At 57.7% G+C, this 20,925-nt stretch carries 16 protein-coding genes; 7 read left to right on the forward strand and 9 right to left on the reverse strand.

Features of this window, described 5'->3' with window-relative positions:
• The first annotated feature begins 411 nt into the window (after positions 1-411).
• On the forward strand, positions 412-1,575 hold the full coding sequence (locus tag ACTNBU_RS06040) for a hypothetical protein (RefSeq protein WP_441031786.1): 1,164 nt from the start codon (positions 412-414) through the stop codon (positions 1,573-1,575).
• 140 nt (positions 1,576-1,715) lie between these two features.
• Positions 1,716-3,500: an AAA family ATPase gene (locus ACTNBU_RS06045; RefSeq protein ID WP_441031788.1), complete on the forward strand. Its 1,785-nt coding sequence runs from the start codon at positions 1,716-1,718 to the stop codon at positions 3,498-3,500.
• A gap of 187 nt (positions 3,501-3,687) precedes the next feature.
• Here ACTNBU_RS06045 and ACTNBU_RS06050 read toward each other — a convergent pair whose 3' ends face one another.
• Both ACTNBU_RS06050 and ACTNBU_RS06055 read right to left on the reverse strand, forming a co-directional pair.
• Positions 3,688-6,144, reverse strand: coding sequence for a hypothetical protein (locus tag ACTNBU_RS06050; protein WP_441031790.1), 2,457 nt, complete (start codon positions 6,142-6,144; stop codon positions 3,688-3,690).
• Between the two features lie 92 nt (positions 6,145-6,236).
• Positions 6,237-7,223, reverse strand: a complete 987-nt coding sequence (locus ACTNBU_RS06055) for a Fic family protein (protein ID WP_441031792.1) — start codon at positions 7,221-7,223, stop codon at positions 6,237-6,239.
• 354 nt (positions 7,224-7,577) lie between these two features.
• Between ACTNBU_RS06055 and ACTNBU_RS06060 the strand changes: the two genes are divergently transcribed.
• On the forward strand, positions 7,578-9,287 hold the full coding sequence (locus ACTNBU_RS06060; protein WP_441031794.1) for a recombinase family protein: 1,710 nt from the start codon (positions 7,578-7,580) through the stop codon (positions 9,285-9,287).
• A 7-nt stretch (positions 9,288-9,294) separates the two neighbouring features.
• The gene (locus tag ACTNBU_RS06065; RefSeq protein WP_441031796.1) at positions 9,295-9,639 is read left to right on the forward strand and encodes a sigma-70 family RNA polymerase sigma factor; all 345 of its coding nucleotides are present in this window, start codon (positions 9,295-9,297) and stop codon (positions 9,637-9,639) included.
• Positions 9,640-9,683: 44 nt separating this feature from the next.
• On the opposite strand, the gene glyA is transcribed toward ACTNBU_RS06065, so the two are convergent.
• The 3 genes from glyA to dinB all read right to left on the reverse strand — a co-directional run bounded on the left by glyA (position 9,684) and on the right by dinB (position 12,839).
• On the reverse strand, positions 9,684-10,922 hold the full coding sequence (gene glyA, locus ACTNBU_RS06070; protein ID WP_441031798.1) for a serine hydroxymethyltransferase: 1,239 nt from the start codon (positions 10,920-10,922) through the stop codon (positions 9,684-9,686).
• A gap of 69 nt (positions 10,923-10,991) precedes the next feature.
• Positions 10,992-11,579: a 5-formyltetrahydrofolate cyclo-ligase gene (locus ACTNBU_RS06075; RefSeq protein WP_441031800.1), complete on the reverse strand. Its 588-nt coding sequence runs from the start codon at positions 11,577-11,579 to the stop codon at positions 10,992-10,994.
• Between the two features lie 33 nt (positions 11,580-11,612).
• Entirely contained in the window at positions 11,613-12,839 is a 1,227-nt protein-coding gene (dinB, locus tag ACTNBU_RS06080) for a DNA polymerase IV (protein WP_441031802.1), read from the reverse strand.
• 190 nt (positions 12,840-13,029) lie between these two features.
• On the opposite strand from dinB, the gene ACTNBU_RS06085 reads away from it, so the two are divergent.
• Both ACTNBU_RS06085 and ACTNBU_RS06090 read left to right on the forward strand, forming a co-directional pair.
• Entirely contained in the window at positions 13,030-14,856 is a 1,827-nt protein-coding gene (locus tag ACTNBU_RS06085; protein ID WP_441031804.1) for an FtsW/RodA/SpoVE family cell cycle protein, read from the forward strand.
• Positions 14,843-16,210 carry a penicillin-binding transpeptidase domain-containing protein gene (locus tag ACTNBU_RS06090; RefSeq protein WP_441031806.1) on the forward strand — a complete coding sequence of 456 codons (1,368 nt, stop codon included), beginning with the start codon at positions 14,843-14,845 and terminating at the stop codon, positions 16,208-16,210. Before ACTNBU_RS06085 ends, ACTNBU_RS06090 begins: the two co-directional genes overlap by 14 nt.
• 88 nt (positions 16,211-16,298) lie before the next feature.
• Here ACTNBU_RS06090 and ACTNBU_RS06095 read toward each other — a convergent pair whose 3' ends face one another.
• The 4 genes from ACTNBU_RS06095 to ACTNBU_RS06110 form a co-directional block, all read right to left on the reverse strand.
• A complete protein-coding gene (locus ACTNBU_RS06095; protein WP_441031808.1) occupies positions 16,299-16,736 on the reverse strand; it encodes a DUF2752 domain-containing protein in 438 nt (145 codons plus the stop codon).
• A complete protein-coding gene (locus tag ACTNBU_RS06100; protein ID WP_441031810.1) occupies positions 16,733-16,999 on the reverse strand; it encodes a hypothetical protein in 267 nt (88 codons plus the stop codon). Before ACTNBU_RS06100 ends, ACTNBU_RS06095 begins: the two co-directional genes overlap by 4 nt.
• A 128-nt stretch (positions 17,000-17,127) precedes the next feature.
• Positions 17,128-18,063 (reverse strand): hypothetical protein, encoded by a 936-nt coding sequence (locus ACTNBU_RS06105; RefSeq protein WP_441031812.1) that lies wholly within the window; start codon positions 18,061-18,063, stop codon positions 17,128-17,130.
• 137 nt (positions 18,064-18,200) lie between these two features.
• Complete coding sequence (locus tag ACTNBU_RS06110) at positions 18,201-19,403, reverse strand: tRNA(Met) cytidine acetate ligase (RefSeq protein ID WP_441031814.1); 1,203 nt, start codon at positions 19,401-19,403, stop codon at positions 18,201-18,203.
• 200 nt (positions 19,404-19,603) lie between these two features.
• Between ACTNBU_RS06110 and ACTNBU_RS06115 the strand changes: the two genes are divergently transcribed.
• Positions 19,604-20,806 carry an acetate/propionate family kinase gene (locus ACTNBU_RS06115; RefSeq protein WP_441031816.1) on the forward strand — a complete coding sequence of 401 codons (1,203 nt, stop codon included), beginning with the start codon at positions 19,604-19,606 and terminating at the stop codon, positions 20,804-20,806.
• Positions 20,807-20,925 lie beyond the last annotated feature (119 nt).

Below are 20,925 nucleotides of genomic sequence, written 5' to 3' on the forward strand. Positions count from 1 at the left end.
GCCGCAAATATGGAGCGCAAACTACGTCTCCTTTTTGCGCCTGACTGCGGTTGGGCTCTGGACTACGATTTTGACCTCGGCGAGCTGGTCATTTTTCCGAGATTTCCAAATGTTCCAGCCATTCAGTAGACCCTAATTAGTAATGCTGACAAGCCGCTTTCGGTTGATGAGTTTGCTGAAGAATATTACAAATACATCGAACGGCGGGGATATCCCGTTGAGCGCTTGAAAATTAATCTACGGACAGTCGGCAATCATTTAAGGAATGCGAGAGGCATAGTTTTTAATCGAGATAATAAGGTCAGATTCTGCGACGCAGATCCACATATCATATGGCAAATTGTGGACTTTAGCCAGTATAGGAATACGGTAATTTCATCAGAATTAATTTTCCGCGACTATCAAGATGAAATGGAAGAACTAGATATCCGAGATGGTTACGAATTATTTTATGTCATCAAGTCTTCACTAGACATGTGGCATGAGAAGCAGTTAGCTATTCGATGCAGGAGAGTTCCAACGATTGTGCTTGGAGACGCTTCTGAAGAAGATCAAGCTATAGGGCTTCTTAAAGAAATTTCACCTGTGGCATATTTTGACTATTATGAATTCTATGAAGAAAGGTACGGAGTTAGGAAAGAATCTGCTCAAGCTAATCCGGTTATAGCAAACGCGCTTAGTGCCTACTATATTGATGGACAGTACATTATAGATGTACCGGCCATAGATGAGAGAGATGTTCAGCAAGTACTAGATGCATTAAGCGAAAAATCACTGTGGTTTATTGAGGATATTGAAAATCTATTTGATAGAATTTGCCAGTATACACCTCATGACGCAATCAATGCAGCTGCTTTCAGACGGATTGGTTACACTCTCAACTCTTCGTATGTATATTGTTCCTCTTACGGTACTGCGCTGAATTTCTTTGAGGAGACAGTTTTCTCGAAGGATATTGTTGATCTTACGAGCCTTGATAGACGAATGGTCAATCTTGGAATGTTTGCTGCTGCTCTTGATAAAAAGAAAAAGACGCTTGAATATATCGAAACAGCCCCTAAAATCCTTATGTCGATAGAAAAGATCAGGACTGTCTATGACCTGAGTGTTGAAGAGATTAGAGAGATTCAATCGCTGATGTCCGTTTTCTATGACGAGCCATTCTTTAACGGTCGAAGTATTTGGGCTGAAGTAGAAAATTTGCCAATAGTACAAAAGCTCCAAGGAAATGATTGGATGCTGACGTGTATTATGAGGCAGCAAGATGCGGTTGCGTCGCTTTCTGTTGCGGGAGGTATTATCCTTTCTCTTGAAAGTGCATCATTGAATTTAAGCCGGATTTGCGAATGGATTGCATCGACACACGGCAAAATGTCAATTACCAATCTTGAGCATACATTTAACGAAACATTTGGAACAAGAATTCCAGCTTCAAAACTTGCTGAAAAGCTGCGGACAAGCGGATCATGGGATGCGGTCGTAACTGATTCTATGGACGAGTACATTGATAGCTTAGTAGATGCAGGATTATCTGATATTGATGCGGATGATCTCCTACAAGAGGAATTCTTCTGACATATTTGAGCATACCACAATAGAACAAACTACCAGTTGGATGTACTTTCCGCTGGTAGTTTGTTTTTGCTATACCCTTGATTTCAAGGGTATAATGGGGTATAATTCTGCATAGAATAGTATCTCACAGGAGGTGCGCTATGGACTTATCTGAAATGCAAACCCGCGCGGCAGAGCTGGAACAGCAGATTTCTGCTTTGCCCGCTGGCTCTGTTACGAAGAAAACCGTCAGAGGCAAGGACTATTTCTACCACCGTTGGACAGAGAACAAAAAAAGGCGGGAGAAGTATATTCCTGCTGACGAATTGGAGAATTTCCGCGCGCAGATCGAGCGTCGGAAGGCGCTGGAACAGGAGCTGAAAGCGCTGAAAAAGCAGCTGCCCAAGGCGAAATCTGCGAACCTTTCCGCGTTTACCACCAATGTCCGTACCGGCGAGGCGCTGCGTTCCTTCGCGGCGTCTGTTCGCGGCTATCGCAGGCGCGAGTGTTTCCGGCAGCTGCACGACTTTGTCTGCGGCGAGCCGCAGGACAAGGTATTCATCCTCTACGGCCTGCGCCGGACGGGGAAAACCACAATGATCCGCCAGATTTTCGCAGAGATGAGCGACGCAGAGCTTGCCAAGGCAGCGTTCATTCAGATCACCGCAAAAGACACACTGGCAGACGTGAACCGCGACCTCAAGGCATTGGAAGCGCAGGGCTTTCGCTATGTGTTCCTCGACGAGGTGACGCTGATGGAGGATTTCATCGAGGGCGCAGCGCTGTTTTCTGACGTGTTTGCGGCCTGCGGTATGAAGATCGTGCTCTCCGGCACGGACTCGCTGGGCTTCCTCTTTACAGAGGACGAGCAGCTTTACGACCGCTGCATCCTGCTGCACACCACATTCATCCCTTACCGTGAGTTTGAATCCGTCCTCGGCGTTCACGGCATCGACGAGTATATCCGCTACGGCGGCACCATGAGCCTCGGCGGCGTCCACTACAACGAGACCTCCACCTTTGCCAGCAAGGAAAGCACCGACGAATACGTGGACACCGCCATCGCCCGCAATATCCAGCACTCCTTGCGTTGCTATCAGTACGAGGGGCACTTCCGCCATCTGCGGGATTTATACGAGAAGGGCGAGCTGACCAGCGCCATCAACCGGGTGGTGGAGGACATAAACCACCGCTTCACGCTGGAGGTGCTAGCGCAGGATTGGAAGTCCCACGACCTTGGCATTTCCGCCAGCAACCTGCGCCGGGATCGGAAGAACCCGACGGACATCCTCGACCGCATCGACCTTGCGCTTGTCACCGACAGTCTGCGGAAGCTGCTGGAGATCCGCAACAGGGCAGAGCAGACCGTGGCACTGGACGATGTTCACGCGTCGGAGATCAAGGAGTATCTGGACTTGTTGGACTTAACGCGGGAGATCGATGTGCTGCACCTGCCGGATGTCAGCACGAAATCCAGCCGCACGGTGATCGCGCAGCCGGGTCTCCGCTATGCGCAGGCGGACGCGCTGATTCGCAGTTTGCTGTTGGATGAGACGTTCAGTGCCCTGTCTCTTGCGGAGCGCACCGCCGTGCAGCAGCGCATCTTGACCGAGATCAAAGGACGGATGCTGGAGGATATCGTTCTGCTGGAAACCAAGCTGGCAAACCCCAAGAAGCAGGTGTTTGTCCTGCAATTCCCTGTGGGCGAATTTGACATGGTGGTGTTTGACCCGGAGGCGGGCTCCTGCCGGATTTTCGAGATCAAGCACAGCGAGGAAGCTGTCCCGCAGCAGTATCGCCATCTGATCGACGAGCAAAAATGCGCCCAGACCGAGCACCGCTACGGCCCGATCACCGGAAAGTTCGTCCTCTATCGCGGGGAAAGCCAAGTGATAGACGGCATTCAGTATCAGAACGTGGAAGAATATCTGAGAAGCCTTGCATAACAAAACCGCCGCCCCGATTTTTCGTTCGGGGCGGCGGTTTTTATGATGCAGCTTGTCATATGACAAGCTGTGACGCAAAATAAACTTGACGTATGACAAGTAGTAATGCGCAAAGATCGTGAGGTAAGAATGTGCGCATGCAGTTAATGAACTAAAAGTATAATCAGGTAAAAAAGACCTTGCAATATTAGCCCGCATCGTTTCTGCTTACATACGAATTTAAAAGCTTAGTCCGCAAATCGGTTAGATCTTCAGAATAAATTGGATACCTTTCAATAAAGACAGTTGTTCTCTGATATGCGCTTTTACAGGCAGACTTATAAAACTCTTCGTTAGAATCGCTCAACATAGCTCTCTTTATTTTGCCCCTACAATAATAGCCAAACAAACGAACTACATTATATTCATTGTCTTTTGGGGAAGAAATAGGAATCATAAGCAATTTATGAGCTGCACTAAAGTCGTCAAGGATATTTTCTGACTGCCCTGTGATTATCTTCTCAAGATAAAGACGTGCTTGTTGATTGTTAATTTGAAACGGTACAAAGCCAACAGGAATCAGCCCATATGCATTATTTAAATAGCGTTGGGCGCGATCAAATTTTCCGACCTCGATGCATGATATTGCATATTGTAGCCAGAAGAAATTGTTTTTCCTATAGTATTCAATTTTGCTCAGTTCGTCATAGTATTCAGACAAGAATTGCTCCGGATTTTTGAATCCCCTAAGAAAGGAATTGATATGTGAGTAGGAAATTATTGATGTTAGGATGTTAGCGTATTTGGGGAGGTTTGAATACTTTACAGCGTATAAGGCAAGAGAATACAGAGATTTAATAATATCTTCCGGGTCTGAGACTTTTTGCAAGATAAATTGTGCAGTAACAGGTGCCTTTATCGTAATGTCCCCATTATCGTTAAAAGTAATAATTTCCTTAATTGCGGGATCAGACTTAAATAAGGCGTCTGTCGTGAAATTGACCTCTAAAAGTCTTTCTATATCGGATGTCGATAAGCGCAGATTCATAACCTTGGTTAACAAGATTAGTAACACTGCGGTATGGTATTGAAGCGATCCCCCCCTAATAATCTGCACCGTGTCAGCAATCTTTCTTTGCATTAAGTCCGATTGAATTACATCAAGCATAATAGATTGAAAGCGACAGTTTCCACTCTTTCGACTAGTTAGATATTTGATTTTCTGAGATGTGTTTAGCCCTGCATTTGTACCCCAAAGCCCATACTGATCAAATACTCTAACACAGTTTCCAAGGTCATCTTCGTCGAGCTTGTTAATATCAAAAATAGCAGTAGCTCCCTCTTCTACAAAGAATTCCTCAAGGATTATCGGCATTTTGTTATAATTTATCGCAGAGCGAGCAGTCAAAAGAAACTGCGCTTTTTTTCCGCCAAGTAGTGAAAATTTATGTAGGACCTCCATATAGTTTGTATAGTCGTCTATAATAACCAGAACCGAGGAGGTCTCTGATAGCGAAGCGATTGCTGAGATTTCTTCACTTATTTTTTGAGAATCAGCATTAGTCAATTGGAAAATATGGATGTCTTCACCGGAAAGAGTATGTTGTAGCTCATTTATACATGCAGTTTTTCCATTTCCCATATCAGAATGAACGAATATGAGCTTTACTCCGTTTAAAACTGCATCTCGAATTTTTGAGAACTTTTTACGGTAAATGAATCCATCATATTTTCCATTATTTCTAAAGAAAAGTGAATCACTGTATGATCCATTCAAGAAGAGCCTAAATATATCTTCTGGCCGTGGTCTCTCTGGATAGCGCTTCTCTTTATAAGAATAGGTAAACGCTGAATAGAGCCTTTCGGTTGGTGTTTTTGTGTGTGGTTCATATGACTGTCTAACTTTGAAAACTTCACTTGCAAAACCATCAACGCCAATTTTATATACTGTACCAAATCGATTTAGCCTGTTTTCAGAGTTGGGAGACAGATTAGGGGCACTAATAATCATTGCTTTCTTCCTGAATTCTTCTGAGAAAATAACCCGGCTTAAGTCCAAATCATATTTTAACGAAAGCCCCAGAATAACAATGCACTTTGCTGTTTCGAGGTCATTAATGAGATAGTCTCCCCACGGGCTATTCAGAATATTCGTTTGAGACAAGTAACTATTTGCAGTCAATTTGAATTCATGGTGCAAAGTTGTTTCATTGAGATTCCCAATATAACCATTAATGTGTATGCATAACCGATTATTATTAAGGTTTTGCTTAATATTAGATGAAAGCGTTACCGGTGTAAGATTTATATTGGTTTTCTTTGCTGCAAGTAATGCAACATCATCGTAATTAGTAGTATAGTATCGCATCCAAGGAAGACTATAAATAATTTCGTGCGAGTTGGTAACTGACACGCACTTAAGCAACGATTGAATTTCAGACACAAGGGCCGATGCGGAAAATGCTTCCTCATAACATTGGGCCGCGTCTTGCAAGTCGTTTATATCGTCTGGAACAATACCACATTTTTTGTATAGTTTTTCAGCTAAGAGAGAACCTGAGGGAAATTCTCCAAAAAGATTTTGAGCACCGTGAGATGCACCAGCGCCCATAATGATGACTGCATCTCCATCAATGATGTGTTTAATGCCCTCGATAAGTTCCATGTTTTTACCTCCTTTTAAAATCGATTTAATCACTTCATTAAACCTTTAGATATCATAAAGATTTATTTCCTGCTTGCAAGGAACCAGACCAATTAAAACGTGAGTTTATACACCCAAAGTCCATTTAATCTTTCTCTGTTCAATTTTTCGTTTTCTACCATTGTCGCCAGCACCCGGTTTGCCGTCGCTGCTGAAACCCCACACAGCTCCCGCACATCGGCGTTCATGATATATTCATGCGTCTGCAAGAACTGCTCAATCTTCTGCCAGCGCAGAGTTTTCTTGTCCATCTTTCCGGCGCTCACTGCATCACTCGTATGGATGGCGTCGATGAGCGAGGCTTTGATGACGGAGAGCATAAACTCGATGAACGCGGTGGACTCGCCTGCATCGTTGCTGGCATTGATGGCATCGTAGTATTCCTGCTGATGGTCGTGGATGATGGACTCGACCGGCAGCCATGCAAACACAGAATTCCATTTGGAGAGCAGCAATGTATGCCAGAGCCGCCCAACACGGCCATTGCCATCAGCAAAGGGATGGATCAACTCCAGTTCATAATGAAACACGCAGCTTCGGATCAGCATGTGCAGGTCGCTGTGCTTTGCCCAATTCAGCAGTTCCACGACCAAATCAGGCACATATTGCGGCAGCGTGCCAAAATGCAGGACATGTCCCTCCTGATCTACAACACCGACGGGCCGCGTGCGGAACATGCCGGATTCTTCTACAAGTCCGCGGGTCATAATACCGTGAGCGGTCAGCAAATCGTCCACGGAATACGGATCAAGCTCGTCCAAGCGCTCGTAAATCTCATAAGCGTTTTTGACCTCGGCAATGTCCTTGGGCGGAGCCAGAACATGTTTGCCATTCAAAACGGCAGTGACCTGTTCCAGACTCAGGGTGTTCTGCTCGATGGCAAGGGAGCCGTGAATGGTTCGGATCCGATTGGTGCGGCGCAGATTGGGGTTACTGGAAAGATGATCGTGCGCAGAAAGTCTGCCGGTCAGCTCTGAAATTTCTGCAACCTCATCAATGATTTTGTTTGTAATTTGAAAAGGCGGCTGTTTGTTTTTCATGAGCACCTCACAGCGTAGTTTGATTGCCCATATTATAACATGCATCGCTCATTTCATCAATCATATTTTGAGCTTGCATGAGCGATGCCCTCAAAACTGCATCATTTAGGGTGCGAAAGCCTCTGCTTTTTTCTCTCAGACCGCCGCAAACTGGTGGGCGTGGATGTTTCCTTATGGAACACATCCGAGAGGCAAAACGGAGGCTTTTTTCGTGGAAATCAACACTTTTCAAAAACCGGAAAGAGAGAACATTTTCGCAGAAATATTTCAGATTCTTCTCTCGGTACCTTTTCAAATGGATTCCAATACGTTATAATATATCTACCAACCTAACGAATAGTGCGAGGTGCCGCCATGAAAACGAAAGATACGCCGAAGCAATACGTTATCTACTCCCGCAAGTCCAAATTCACCGGCAAGGGCGAGAGCATCGAGAACCAGATCGAGCTGTGCCGCCAGTACATCGCCATGCACTTTGGCGAGGATGCGGCGGAAAACGTGCTGGTCTACGAGGACGAGGGCTTTTCCGGCGGCAATCTGGAGCGCCCGCAGTTCAAGAAAATGATGAAGGACTCCCAGAAGATCGCCTTTGCCGCCATCGTGGTCTACCGCCTCGACCGCATCAGCCGCAACATCGGCGACTTTGCCAAGCTCATCGAGGACCTGGGCGACCGGCACATCGACTTCATCTCCATCCGCGAGCAGTTTGACACGTCCTCGCCCATGGGCCGCGCCATGATGTACATTGCATCCGTGTTCTCCCAGCTGGAGCGGGAGACCATCGCCGAGCGCATCCGGGACAATATGCACGAGCTGTCCAAGACCGGACGCTGGCTGGGCGGCACAACGCCCACGGGCTACGCCTCGGAGAGCCTGTCCAGCGTGACGGTGGACGGCAAGGTGAAGAAAGCCTGCAAGCTCAAACCCATTCCGGAGGAAATCCAGCTGGTCAAGACGATCTTCGAGGTGTTCATGGAAACCGGCTCTCTCTGCAAGACCGATCAGTACCTGTTGGAGCACCGCTGTGTCACGAAGCGCGGCAAGCAGTTCACCCGCTTTGCCATCCGGGGCATTCTCACGAACCCGGTCTACATGATCGCCGACGAGACGGCGTATCAGTATCTGAAAGAAAATAATGTTGACCTGTTTGCCGAGCGTTCGGAATTTGACGGCGAGCACGGCATCATGGCCTATAACCGCACCCTCCAGCGTCCCGGCAAGGCAAACCAGATCCGCCCCATGGAGGAGTGGATCGTGGCGGTGGGCAAGCATCCCGGCATCATCGCGGGCAGCGACTGGGTGCGGGTGCAGGCCATGCTGGACGTCAACAAATCCAAGAGCTACCGCAGACCGCGCAGCAATGTGGCGCTGCTGTCCGGCCTTCTGCGCTGCGGCGAATGCGGCGACTATATGCGCCCAAAGCTGACCAACCGCCGCACGGCGGACGGTGAGCTGATCTACACCTACATGTGCTCCACCAAGGAGCGCAGCCACGGTACGGTCTGCTCTATGAAAAACTGCAACGGCAACACGCTGGACGCCAAGATCATCGAGGAGATCCGCAAGCTGTCCGCCGACAAGGAGACACTTACCCGGCTGCTGGCGCAGACCAAGAAGGTCATCAGCGGCAGCAAGGAGGGCTACGACGCGGAGCTGGCGCTGTTGAAAGAAAAGCACGCCGAAACGGAGGACCGTATCAAGCGTCTGGTGGAATCTCTGTCCGTTGCCAGCGAGACCTCAGCCAAATACGTCATGGAGCAGATTGACGAGCTCCACCGGGAGAGCGAGACGCAGCAGGCAAGGCTTTCTGAGCTGGAAGCCCTCACTGAGCAGAGCCGGATGCTGCATCAGGAGTTAGCCTTCCATCAGGAAATGATCGAGTCCTTCGCCAACGCAGTGGATACGGCGACGCTGGAAGAAAAACGCCGCCTGCTGCGCACCATTGTCAAAAAAGTGGTCTGGGACGGCAAAAACGCCTACGTCTACCTGTTTGCGGAGGATGGAGAGGCGGATTTGCCGCCTGTTGACCAATCTATGTATCCGTCAGGAGAGGATAGCGAATGAGATCCTGATGTACTTTCGGGCCCAGAAGAAGCTGCAGGGGGAGGTGTCTCTGTCGGACTCCATCGACACGGACAAGGAAGGCAACGCCCTGGAGCTGATGGACGTGGTGGGGGTGGACGACACCATGCTGGAGGACCTCCACGACCGGGAGAGCGCGCTGAAGGTGCGGCGGCTGGTGAAGGAGTGCCTGACGGAGCGGGAGGCGGAGATCATCCGCCTGCGCTACGGCCTGGGTGGCACGGTGCCTCTGACCCAGCGGGAGATCGCCGCCTCCTTCGGCATCTCCCGGAGCTATGTATCCCGCATCGAAAAGCGGGCGCTGGGGAAGCTGCAGGAGGCTATGGAAAAATGACAGGAGCCGGGCGGTCTGCCCGGCTCCTGCCTGTGTACGAGCTGTTACTGATAGATGGGGAAGCGGGCGCAGAGGGCCTCCACTTCCTCCAGGACGCCGGCGGTCTCGCCCCGGGCCACCCGACCCATGAGACGGCCAATGGTCTCCATCTCCGGCTCCCGGAAGCCTCGGGTGGTGACGGCGGGGGTGCCCACCCGGATGCCGCTGGTGACGAAGGGCTTCTCCGGGTCGTTGGGGATGGCGTTCTTGTTGACGGTGATGCGCACCTCGTCCAGCCGGTGCTCCATCTCCTTGCCGGTGATGTGGAAGTTCCGCACGTCCACCAGCATCAGATGGTTGTCCGTGCCGCCGGACACCAGACGGAAGCCCTCCGCCTTCAGGGACTCCGCCAGAACGGCGGCGTTCTTCACCACTTGCTCCGCGTAGGCCTTGAACTCCGGCTTCAGCGCCTCGCCCAGGCACACCGCCTTGGCGGCGATGATGTGCTCCAGGGGACCGCCCTGGGTGCCGGGGAACACGGCGGAGTTCACCTTCTTGTAGATGTCGTCGTCGTTGCACAGGATCAGGCCGCCCCGGGGACCCCGGAGGGTCTTGTGAGTGGTGGTGGTCACCACGTCGGCGTAGGGGATGGGGGAGGGGTGGACCCCGGCGGCCACCAGGCCCGCAATGTGGGCCATGTCCACCATCAGATAGGCGCCCACCTCATCGGCGATCTCCCGGAAGGCCTTGAAGTCGATGATCCGGGGATAGGCGCTGGCACCCGCCACGATGAGCTTGGGCTGGCACTCCTTCGCCATCTGGCGCAGGCGGTCGTAGTCCAGGCGCTCCGTCTCCGGGTTCAGATCGTACTGGACGGCGTGGAAGGCCTTGCCGGAGATATTCATGGGCGTGCCGTGGGACAGGTGTCCGCCGGCGGGAAGGCCCATGCCCAGCACCGTGTCGCCGGGGGCCATCAGGGCCATGAAGGCCGCCAGATTGGCGTTGGCGCCGGAGTGGGGCTGAACGTTGGCGTGGTTGCAGCCGAAGACCTGGCAGGCCCGCTGGCGGGCCAGCTCCTCGCTCTCGTCCACGGCGTAGCAGCCGCCGTAGTACCGCTTGCCGGGATAGCCCTCGGCGTACTTGTTGGTGGGGCAGGTGCCCATGGCCAGTATGACGGCCTCGCTGGCCAGATTCTCCGAGGCGATGAGTTCGATGTTCCGGCACTCCCGGTCGAACTCCTTGTGAATGGCCGCGCCCAGTTCGGGGTCCGTCTGGGCAATGAATCGCATGGTATCCTGGATCATGTCGCGCTCCTTTGTGTTTTTCTCTGAATTTATGAACTGTTCGCCGGTGGCCCCGGCGGAGTCATCGGATCATTCGATGCGGGCGGGGACGCCGTCCTCGTAGAGGCCCCGCTCCGTCACCACCCAGGGGATGGGCCGGTCGTGGGGTTCCACCGGCAGCTCCTCCCGGATGAGCCGCTCCCGGCACACCAGCACCGCGGCGGACCGGTAGCCCGCCAGAAAGCGGTCGTAGTACCCGCCGCCCTGGCCCAGACGCCGTCCTGCGTGGTCGCAGGCCACGCAGGGCACCACTGTGAAGTCGATCTGGTCCGGCGGGATCACCGGCGCGTCCGCGGGCGGCTCCAAAATGCCGTAGGCCCCGGGGACCAGCTGCTCCGGAGATGTAATCTGCCTGGCCTCCATGATGCCGGCGCCGGTGCACAGGGGCACGCACAGCCGCTTGCCCCGGCGGAGGGCGTCATCCAGCAGGGGACGGGTATCGATCTCGTGGGCGGTGCCCACGAAGCAGAACACGGTGTCTGCCGCCAGATACTCCGGCATGGACGTGAGATGGCCGCAGACGGCGGCAGCGGACCGGGCCTTATAGGAATCGGAAAGGGTGCGCTCTGCCGCCCGGACGGCTCTGCGCAGCGCCTGCTTTTCCTCCTGTTTTGTCATGAAAACGCCTCCTTGCGGCATCGTTGATATCTGTCACAGCTCCGGAGGACCGTCCTCCGAAGCATCCATGTTCCCGGCGGCGCCAAACTGGATGGCGCCCATGCCGTACTTGCCCCGAATGGCGTCCATGGCGGCCTCGATCTTCTCCTGCCGCTCCGACCGGGGGGCGGAGGGGAACAGGTCCACCTGCTGGAAGGCCTGGTCCTCCGGCACCAGACTGATGGCGGTGACCGTCAGCATCCGGATGGGGGCCGGGGGCTTCCAGATGGACTCCACCAGCTCCATGGACGCGGCGGTGAGATCCCGCATCAGATGGGTGGGCGCGGGGAACTGCTTCTGGCGGCTGCGGTTCTTGAAATCCGGCGTCCGCAGCGTCACCTGGACGCCGCCGGCGTACAGCCCGGCGGCACGGAGCCGCATGGCCACGCTGTCCGCCAGCAGGGAGATGCCGGTGCGGACCTGGTCCCGGGTGGTGAGGTTCTCCCGGAAGGTGGTGCCGTTGCCCACGGACTTCACCGGCTCCCGGTCGTACCGGGAGCGGACCGGCTCATGCTCCAGTCCGTTGGCGTACTGATGGAGCTGGAGGCCCAGCTTGCCCATGAGGGTCTCCAGCATCTCCGGCTTGCAGGCTGCCAGCTGGCCGATGGTCCGGATGCCGAACTGGTTCAGGGTCTTCTGGGCCGCCCGGCCCACGAACAGCAGGGACTCTACCGGCAGGGGCCAGACCATATCCCGCCAGCGGTCCGGGGGGATGACGGTGGTGGCGTCGGGCTTTTTGTAGTCGCTGCCCAGCTTGGCGAAGACCTTGTTGAAGCTGACCCCCACGGAGAGGGTCAGGCCGAACTCCCGGCGGACCCGGTCCCGGATGCCGTCGGCGATGGCCTTCGGGTCGCCGCCGAAGAGATGGGCGGTGCCGGTGATGTCCAGCCAGCTCTCATCGATACCGAAGGGCTCCACCAGATCGGTGTACTGCTCATAGACGGCGTTGATCTTTTTGGAATACTGCCGGTAGAGGTCGTGGTGGGGCGGCAGGAGCACCAGATCCGGGCACTTCTTCTTGGCCTGCCAGATGGTCTCCGCCGTCCGGACGCCGAAGCGTTTTGCCGGTTCGTTCTTGGCCAGAATGATGCCGTGGCGGGAGGCGGGGTCGCCGCACACCGCCGTGGGCACGTCCCGCAGGTCCGGATGGCTCAGCAGCTCCACGGAGGCGTAAAAGCAGTTCAGGTCACAGTGCAGAATGATGCGGTCCTTCGGCTCCACGGCATCCATCCTCCCCTCCGGCGGATATACCACAACAGTTTACCACAAAACACGGAAAAATGCCATAGTTCCGCAAAAATTCCGGGGCGCTCCCAAAAGTCCCCAACTGCCGGGGGGACTGTACAGACCGGGGAAAAAATGATATACTGGCCCTGATTCCAAAGGACATTTGCGGAAAGGAGGGGCAGTTATGGAGCTTCTCACGGCGCCCTTGCAGACCCTGCTGGACGGACTCACCGGCTTTCTGACGGAATATCCCCTGGCGGAGCAGTGGTACTCCGCCATAGTGCGGTTCGTGTTCCCTGTGCTGGCGGCGCTGATCCTGATCCGGGCCATCCGGTCCCTGCTGAAGATCCCCCACACGCCGGAGGTCTGGGGCCAGTTGAGCCTGCCCAACGGCACGCCCATTCTGCTGACCCACTGGGAGAACATCATCGGCCGGGGAAAGACCGCCGACGTGTTCCTGAACTATCCCAGCATCTCCCGCCAGCACGCCGCGTTGTGCCGGGGCGAGACGGAGGACTGGACGGTCTACGATCTGGATTCCAAAGGCGGCACCCTGGTGAACGGAAAGCCCATCACCGGCTCCGCGCCGGTGAAGCTGGGGGACACCATCACCCTGGGGGGCGTGCCCCTGGTGTTCCTGCCCCAGACCGTGGGGGACCAGGCCGCCATGGAAAAGCGGCGGCAGGCGGAGCGTCCCGCCACGGTGTGGCCCTCCTTTTTATGGCTGACCATCTTCCAGGTGCTGACCTGCGTCCAGCTGATCATCGCCGCCGGGACGGACGCCAGCGCGGACATCCCTCTGGCCTTCCTGGGCCTGACGGCGGTGATGTGGATCTACTTCGCGGCCTTGCGGGCCGCCCGGTGCGTGGGCTTTGAGATGGAGACCATCGCCTTCTTCCTCTCCACCCTGTCCCTGGCGGTGACGGCATCCTCCACGCCGTCGGCCCTGCCCAAGCAGTTTCTGGCCATCCTGCTGGGACTGGTGCTGTTTCTGGTGCTGGGACTGTTCCTCCGGGATCTCAGCCGCACCCAGCGCATCCGGTGGCTCATGGCCGCGGCGGCCATCGGCCTGCTGGGCCTGACGCTGGTGGCGGGCACCCGGAAGTACGGCGCCGCCAACTGGATCTCCATCGGCGGCATGTCCTTCCAGCCCTCGGAGCTGGCCAAGATCTGCTATATCTTCGCCGGGTCCGCCACGCTGGAGCGGCTGTTCCGGAAGCGGAACCTGGGACTGTTCATCCTCCTCACCGGCGTATGCATCGGCTGCCTGGGGCTCATGAGCGACTTCGGCACCGCCGCCATCTTCTTTGTCACCTTCCTGGTCATCGCCTACCTCCGCTCCGGCGACTTCGCCACCCTGGCCCTGATCTGCGGTGGAGGCGTCTTCGGCGTGGGTATTATATTGCAGTTTAAGCCCTATATATTGAACCGATTCGCCGCCTGGGGCCATGCCTGGGAGAACGCCTCCACCTCCGGCTTCCAGCAGACCCGCACCATGTCCGCCGCCGCCTCCGGCGGCCTGGTGGGCATGGGAGCCGGCAACGGCTGGCTCCACCGGGTCCCGGCGGCGGACACGGATCTGGTGTTCGGCATGGTCTGCGAGGAGTGGGGACTGATCATCGCCCTGCTGGCGGTGGCGTCCATCGTGACGCTGGCGGTGTTCGCCGCCCGGGCCTGCGGCGTGGGACGGTCCAGCTTCTACACCATCGCGGGCTGCGCGGCGGCGTCGCTGATGGTGTTCCAGACCTGCCTGAACGTGTTCGGCTCCGTGGACATCCTGCCCCTCACCGGCGTGACCTTTCCCTTCGTGTCCAACGGCGGGTCCGCCATGATGTCCGCCTGGGGGCTGCTGGCCTTCCTGAAGGCCACGGACACCCGGGAAAACGCCAGCTTCGCCACCAGCATGAAGCTGCGGCGGCGGATGGAGGAGGCCTCCGCCCGGCGGGTGGAGACGGCGGACGGCGCGTTCCATGAGCCGGACAGAAAGGAGCGGACCGATGAAGAAGATTGAGCGCCGGGCGGTGGTGTGCATTCTGCTGGCGCTGCTGCTGGCGGCGGGTACGCTGGTGTTCGTGGTGCGCTGGTTCGTCAGCGGCGGCAGCTGGGTGTCTGCGGCCTTCAACCGCCATCTGTACAACACCTCCGGCCAGCTGGCGGCGGGCACGGTGCTGGACCGGGACGGCGACGTCCTCACCACCGTGGACGGCAGCGGCAAGCGCACCTATTACAGCAATGAGACGGTCCGGAAGGCAACCCTCCACGTGGTGGGGGACTTGCAGGGCAATATCGGTACCGGCGCCCTCAACGCCTTCGCTGACCGTCTGACGGGCTACGGGATCGTCAACGGCGCCTTCGGCGCCCAGCGGGGGTCGGAGATGTATCTCACCATTGACGCCCGGTACAACTACGAGGCCTATCAGGCCCTGAATGGCCGCGCCGGGACGGTGGCGGTGTACAACTACAAGACGGGAGACATCCTGTGTCTGGTGTCCGCCCCGTCCTACGATCCCCTGAACGTGCCCGCCGACATCGAGACCAATGACCGGTACAAGGGAGCGTACCTGAACCGGTTCCTGTCCTCTACCTTCACGCCGGGGTCCGTGTTCAAGACCGTGACGCTGGCGGCGGCCATCGAGACGCTGCCGGACCTGGACAGCCGCACCTGGACCTGCGAAGGCAGCGTCCGCGTCGGAGACGACACCATCGTCTGCTCTGGCGTCCACGGGGAACAGGACATCGGCGCGGCCCTGACCAACTCCTGCAACGTGGCTTTCGCCCAGATCGCGGAGGAGCTGGGGGGTTCCACCCTGAAGAAGTACACGGAGCGGGCGGGCCTGACGTCCAGCTACTCCATCGACGGGCTGTCCACCGCCAAGGGAACCTTCAGCTTTGAGAACATCTCCGATGCGGACCTGGGCTGGGCGGGCATCGGCCAGTACCACGACATGGTGAATCCCTGCGCCCTGATGGTGTACATGGGGGCTGTCGCAAACGGCGGCAAGGCCGCCGTGCCCCGGATCATCGACAAGACGGTGAACTCCCTGGGGCTGTACAACCCGGTGCGTATGACGGAGCGGACCGGGAAGCTCATCAGCGAGGATACGGCTGAAAAGCTGGCGGACATGATGGCGGACACGGCGGAGAGCTACGGCCCCCAGCGGTTCCCCAACATGGACCTGTGCGCCAAGTCCGGCACCGCCGAGGTGGGGGCGGATCAGAAGCCCCACGCCTGGTTCGCCGGGTTCCTGCGGAACGAGGACGCTCCCTACGCCTTCGTGGTGCTGGTGGAGAACGGCGGCAGCGGCAGCTCCGTGGCGGGCACCGTGGCGGGGAAGGTGCTGGACATCATGGTCAACGGGTACTGAACCCGGTGTGATCAGGAGCAAAAAATACCGGAGGATACGGGAAACCGTATCCTCCGGTGTGCGTTATTAGGGAAGTACGCCGATGCCCTCACGCCAGCGGGACACCGAAGCCGAACCACAGCAGGTTCCGCAGAGCGCAGTTCACCGCCAGCAGGACCAGAAAGGCGTACAGCCACCGGATGTCCCACCGCAGGACCCATCCACGGCGGCCCCGGAGCCGCCAGAGGGTCTGGCTTGCCAGATACCCGCCTGCGGAGACGGCGGCGAAGGGCACAGCGGGGTGATAATACATCGACCGCACCACCTGACCGTGGGCCAGCGCCGTCAGGGCGCGGGTGCCGCCGCAGCCGGGGCAGTAGATGTGGAACCGGCTGTAGAACCAGCAGGCGCTGACGGTGGGCCGTCCCAGGGGGAAGCGCCACAGGAGATACCCGGCGGCCAGCAGTCCCAGCGCCGCCCACAGGGCGGGATAGACCTCCCGGTCCGTGACGGGACCTCTGGACGGCGCTTCGGAGGGAGCGCTCATTTCAGCAGATGGAACTGGCCCAGCAGGGGGACCTCCTTTTCCTCGCCGTTGATAGCGGCGACGAAGCCCATAATGGCGCAGATCACGCAGAAGATGCCCCAGATCCAGCCCACGCAGGGGATGACGCCCAGCAGGCTGGCGATCCAGATGACCAGGGCCTGGTTCACGTGGAATTTGGAGTCCTCCCGCTGGCCCAGCAGCAAGGCGATGATCAGTCCGATGGGGGTGATATAGGCCACGATATCCGTTGTTCTCTTATCCATGGTAGTTCTCCTTATCATTCAATCGATCTGGCTGTTGTTCACTGAGGGTAGTGTATCACATTATCCGGAAAATACAAGGGCGGAAACAGAAAGGACCGCAGGGCGCGGCGGCCCGGCGGTCCGATGGGTCATGAGGGAGTGCCGTTCCGCTCCAGGTCCAGCAGCGCCAGACCGTACTCGCTGAGATAGGGCTCCAGGAACTCGTTGGACAGAGTGAAGACGTGGGGACCGGAGGCGTAGCAGCCCAGCTCATAGGGGGCGTAGCTCACCGTCATGCCGCCGGCGTCAAAACTGACGGTGTAGGTGGTCCAGTTGGCCAGGATGTCCTCGTAGTCCTCCCAGTAGAACTCCGCCATGGAGGTCTCGGCCTGCAGAGCGGCGGCCCGTGCCTGCCGGGCCAGATCCGCCGCCACCGCCTCCTCGAACCGGATCTCATCCTGGGCGATCACCGGCAGGCTGAGGAACGCGCCGTCATCCAGATCAAAAGTCCAGGAGCAGAAGCCGGTGTTGGGATGGGCGCCGCCGTAATAGCTGTAGGTGGAGGCCAGAACGCTGACCAGATGGTCTGTGGTGTAGACGGTGTAGGTCAGGGAGTCCTGATAGTACATGCCGTATTCCAGGAACATCTCCGGCCGCAGCTCATAATCCGCCAGGGCCATATCCTTCACGTCCTCCATTTCGGAGCGCCAGGCGTCAAAGGCGGCGTTGAAGGTGTTGACCACCAGCAGGGCCTGTTCCTCCGCCGGGGTGGAGGCCGTCTCCAGCGTCTCGCCGTCCCTGCGGAGGGCACGGAGCACCGGCAGCTCATAGCGGGAGGAGATGAGCTTCACGCCGTCCTCGGAGAAGGACTCGCTCTCCAGGACCTCCGTCTCCACCGCATAGGTGATGCCCACCTCCCGGGGCGTCTGAGGGACCATCCCCACGGAGGAGGCGGCGGTGCCCATGGCCTCGTACTGCACGGAGACGGAGCGGTCTACCATCATGGAGGCGGAGGCGGCGCCGCAGCCGCACAGCAGTCCGGCGCACAGAAGGCAGGATGTGATATGAGTAACAAGTGTCTTCATGGAGATCCCTCCCTTGGGTGCGGCTGAAGACCGCGCCGTCAGCCGCGGTCCCACGGCCTGGGACGGCGGCTGCTCCAACGGGCCCCGGACGCGCTGCGGACTTGTCCGGCGGTCCATACCGGCCGGACGCGGAGCGATTATATCATCACCGGCCCGGTCCTCCACTCGCTGCCGCCCGCGGCGGCGCTGAGATCGGGATAGGCCAGGGCATAGAGGTCCGTGGCCCGCACCTCCAGGGCGAACAGCGCCTGGGCGGCGGGGCTCAGCTGCCGCACATCGGCGGGCTTCGTCAGTACCGGGACGGCGGCGGTCTTCCGCATCCGGGCCAGCAGGGTGCGGCCCGTCTCGTTGGCGGCCAGCACCCGGAGATAGGGGACCGTCTCCGGAAAGTCCTCCGGCGTCAGCCCCAGATACGCCCACAGGACCATCCGGCGGAGCCGGGCATGGGCGTAGCGCTTCGTCTTGGCGTCCTCCAGCAGGGCGTCCAGGGTGGCGGCGGACCGGCTGGCGGCGTACAGGCGGCGGTACAGGCCCTCACGGCCCTGATCCAGGGCGGCGAAGTCCGCCTCGCTCATGCTCCGCAGCCGGGACAGAATGGCCCGCTGACAGGTCTCCAGCAGCACAGGAGCCCGGCCCGCGTCCTCCTCGCTTCTGTACAGCGGGGCCATGGACGGCGCCATCAGGGACAGAGCGTCCTCACGCCGCCCCTGCCGCAGCAGCCGCCGGATGGCGCCGGCGGAGCCGGGGACGGCGTCGGCGCTGTCGTGGGCCCCGCCCTCCCGGAGAAAGGCCAGCGGCCGGATGGCGCTGTTCCGCAGCAGCAGGGCTTTGCAGTATTCCACGCCCAGATTGTTGTTGGGGGTCTCCAGTAGGGCGGCCTTCTCCGGCCCCAGCAGCTCCCGCACCACCGACTGGCGGCAGGCGGCGAAGCTCATGCCCTCGTTCAGAAAACGCCGGACTCCGGCGTGATATGCCTCCGTGGTGAGACAGCGGGCGATCTCTGTCAGCACGGCCGCGTCGCCGCACTCGCTGCCGAAGGCCAGATGGGTGACGGCACCGGTGGCCGCCAGAACCTCCACGCCGCCGGCGGCGAACCGCTCCGCCGAGCTGACGGCCCAGGGCAGGGGCAGCTCCAGCACCAGGTCCGCGCCGTCCCGCACGGCGGCCTCCGCCCGGACGTGCTTGCGCAGGATGGCGGCACCGCCCCGCTGGACGAACTGTCCGCTCATGGCACAGACCACGGCGGTGTCCGGACCCAGCGTCTCCCGGACGCGGGCCATCAGGCCCGTATGGCCGGTATGCAGGGGATTATACTCAGCTATGATACCAGCGACTTGCATATAATTCACCCTGATTCGATGACAAAAAAGTGACATTTCGGTAAAAATGCAGGTTGTAACCTGCGGAGGATTTGCTATAATATATGGTAACATTGCGTTTCCCTTGGAAAATTTACGGAAAACGCATGCTGAACACAACTGTATTTTACACGAAAAACGGGATATCCGCAAGAGGGTCCCACGAAAGAGGAGTCAACATCATGAACATTCTCGTCATCAACGCAGGCAGTTCCTCCCTGAAGTATCAGCTGCTGAACCCCGACACCGGCGATCTGCTGGCCAAGGGCCTGTGCGAGCGCATCGGCATCGACGGCAAGTTCACCTACAAGCCCCAGATCGAGGGCAAGGAGACCCTGAGCGCCGTGGACGTGGCCATGCCCACCCATGCCGAGGCCATCCAGGCCGTGCTGGACGCTCTGGTGGACGCCAAGAACGGCGTCATCGGCTCCATGCAGGAGATCGATGCCGTTGGCCACCGGGTGGTGCACGGCGGCGAGGCCTTCAACCAGTCCGTGGTCATCACCGACGAGGTGCTGAAGGCCATTGAGGACTGCATCCCCCTGGCCCCCCTCCACAATCCCGCCAACCTGACCGGCATCCGTGCCTGCCAGAAGGTGATGCCCGGCGTGCCCATGGTGGCCGTGTTCGACACCGCCTTCCATCAGACCATGCCCGCCAAGGCTTATATGTACGCCCTGCCCTACGCCTACTATGAGACCGACAAGGTCCGCCGCTACGGCTTCCACGGCACCAGCCACAAGTATGTCTCCGGCCGCGCCGCCGCCATGCTGGGCAAGAAGCCCGAGGAGCTGAAGCTGGTCTCCTGCCACCTGGGCAACGGCTCCTCCATCGCCGCCGTGGACTGCGGCAAGAGCGTGGACACCTCCATGGGCTTCACCCCCCTGGCCGGTCTGCCCATGGGCACCCGCTCCGGCGACCTGGATGCCGGCATCCTCCAGTATCTGATGAACAAGTACGGCATGGGCATCGACGAGATGCTGAACGTGCTGAACAAGAAGTCCGGCGTGGAGGGCCTGTCCGGCGTCAGCTCCGACTTCCGCGATCTGGAGAACGCCGCCGCCGAGGGCAATCAGCGTGCCCTGCTGGCCGAGGAGAAGTTCGCCTATGAGGTGAAGAAGTACGTGGGCGCCTACGCGGCGGCCATGGGCGGCGTGGACGCCATCATCTTCACCGCCGGCGTGGGTGAGAACGACAAGGGCATCCGCGCCATGGTCTGCCAGGGCCTGGAGTACATGGGCGTGAAGCTGGACGCCGAGGCCAACAACGTCCGGGGCAAGGAGTGCGTCATCTCCACCGCTGACTCCAAGGTGAAGATCCTGCTGATCCCCACCAACGAAGAGCTGATGATCGCCAAGGACACCGCCGCTCTGACCCAGAAGTAAGAGTTCCGCTGCACCGAAAGAATTTGTCCGCCCGCAGGGGCGGACAAATTCAGCTTGCCGAAAACTTGCTGTCAGCGGACAGACTGAAAGAAGCAGGAAGGGGAGCTCGAGGGGGCGGA

It is taken from the genome of Dysosmobacter sp. HCP28S3_G4 (genome assembly GCF_052065175.1).
In the GTDB taxonomy this organism is placed as follows: Bacteria; Bacillota; Clostridia; order Oscillospirales; family Oscillospiraceae; genus Oscillibacter.